The 2011-nt window shown below is 48.8% G+C and carries 2 protein-coding genes and 1 pseudogene; all 3 read right to left on the bottom strand.

Annotated features, from left to right (window positions below; genetic code table 11):
- Positions 1–231: tryptophan 7-halogenase (locus tag ACTG33_RS17075; protein ID WP_439136465.1), on the bottom strand; the 231-nt coding region annotated here is incomplete at its 3' end.
- A 26-nt stretch (positions 232–257) separates the two neighbouring features.
- Positions 258–1577: a sugar MFS transporter gene (locus ACTG33_RS17070; RefSeq protein WP_439136463.1), complete on the bottom strand. Its 1320-nt coding sequence runs from the start codon at positions 1575–1577 to the stop codon at positions 258–260.
- 92 nt (positions 1578–1669) lie between these two features.
- Positions 1670–2011 (bottom strand): annotated as a pseudogene (locus ACTG33_RS17065) (ATPase); the annotation flags it as partial.

Below are 2011 nucleotides of genomic sequence, written 5' to 3'. Positions count from 1 at the left end.
GGCATTGCACGCTGGCATCCACTCTTTTTCTGTCAATCCCAAGCGCTTAAAAAACTCACGCATATAGGGTGTGGAACCCTCACCCACACCGATAGTATCAATATCAGCGGACTCGATGAGCGTAACGCGTGTCGGTTGCCCCCCGTGACCCCATGCCTTAGCCAGCAAGCAGGCAGCCATCCATCCGGCCGTGCCGCCACCAACGACGACAATATGTTCAGGTTTACTCATCGCATCCACCGCCTGCACATCACTTACTAGCGACCCCAGCTCTTTAACTTATGCCCTTTCAAAGCATAAAACAGAATAAACAAGTAGCAAGGAATCATAATCCAGTAGGCACTCTGGGAATTACCCGACACATCTGCAATGGCGCCATAAAGAAAGGGGAAAATAGCACCACCGGAAATCGCCATAATAAGCAACGCCGAGCCGGTGCTAGTCAGGGAGCCCAAACCAGCCAGTGCCATCGGCCAAATCGCCGGCCAAACCAAAGCATTGGCAAAGCCCAGCAAGGCTACAAAAAGTACAACATTGGGAATTGCTGGCACACCCGTCCAGGCAAACATGGCATTCCAGACCGCGTAGCTTTCACCACTGCCAACCATAACCATCACAGACAAAATCAAGCCCAAGACAGCTGAAATCACCAGTGCGGTTTCCTGCTTGATCCAGCGAGGAATAACAAACATACCGACGATATACGCCGACACCATAAATGCCATTGTATAGGAGGTTAACTGACCAAAATTGGTAACCCCCATCTCTTTACCAAACAGACCAATGGTGTCACCAGCGATCACCTCAACGCCGACATAAAAGAATAAAGCGATCACACCCAAAATCAGATTAGGATGCTGGCGAATACTGCTTGTTTCACCTTCTGCTTCGTTCTTCTCGGTTTCAATTTCCGGAAGAGGTGAAAAGTGCACCAACGCAGCCAAAACCAATAACATACCCGCCATAATCATATAAGGCATGACCAAACGGGAAGACAGCGCCTCTAACTCGGCAAGCTTGTGGGCTGGATCCAAAGTGGCCAGGTGGGCTTCCGTAAACTGAGACATGTCACTGAGAATAAACGCGGTAAATACCAGTGGAGCAACGATACCAGCCCCTTTATTCATCAGTCCCATAATGCTGATACGCACCGCGGCTGTTTCATGCGGGCCAATATGGACGATGTAAGGATTGGAAGCCGTTTGCAGGATCGTCAACCCAGTACCCAATACAAACAAGGCCACCAAAAAGACACTGAACATCCTCGCTTCAGCTGCCGGAATAAAGATTAAGGAACCCAAAGCCATAATCAGCAAACCTAACATCATCCCTTTGCGGTACCCCGTACGGCGCAAGATGACTGACATTGGTAATGCCATGACAGTGTACGAGATGTAAAACGCCATCGTGACCAGATAGGCCTCCATGTGCGTCAATTCACACGCAATCTGGAGAAACGGAATCAATGAGCCGTTTAACCAGGTCACAAACCCGAAGATAAAAAACAAGGTACCCACAATAAACATAGGCATGACACTGGAAGTCTGTCGCTCTGTCTGATTCATTACCGAATCCATCTGCTCACCTTTATCAATATTATTTTAAAACTCATTTCATACGAGAGCTCATAGACAGCTCTACATTCCGACCCAACTCAACCGTTTAATACTTACGCTAGAACTTTTGACACACTTAACTCATGACGCTCTCGGGCAAAATACACAGCGCCCATCTCTGGCTGCTCTAAAGGCGGCTGCACCTGCTCAGAAACTTCAGATGACAACCACTTTTGCAAAGGACCTGAAATCCCTCCCAACATGGACAGTCGTGGAGGATCAAGTGACAACAGCTTTCTGGCCAACCGATCAATATATCGAGCTCCACGCTCGACGATGGCAACCGCGACACCGTCTCCTTCACCAGCAGCTTCAAGCACTGAGGGAGCCAATTTTGCAAACTCGGACGATGAGGCCTTGCTCATTGTCTCAACAATCTGAAGACCATCAACACC

Origin of the sequence: Pseudomaricurvus sp., from assembly GCF_965662505.1 — a bacterium.
GTDB lineage: Bacteria > Pseudomonadota > Gammaproteobacteria > Pseudomonadales > Cellvibrionaceae > Pseudomaricurvus.
The sequence above is the reverse complement of the archived record's forward strand: the minus strand, read 5'-3'. Positions and strand labels throughout refer to the sequence as shown.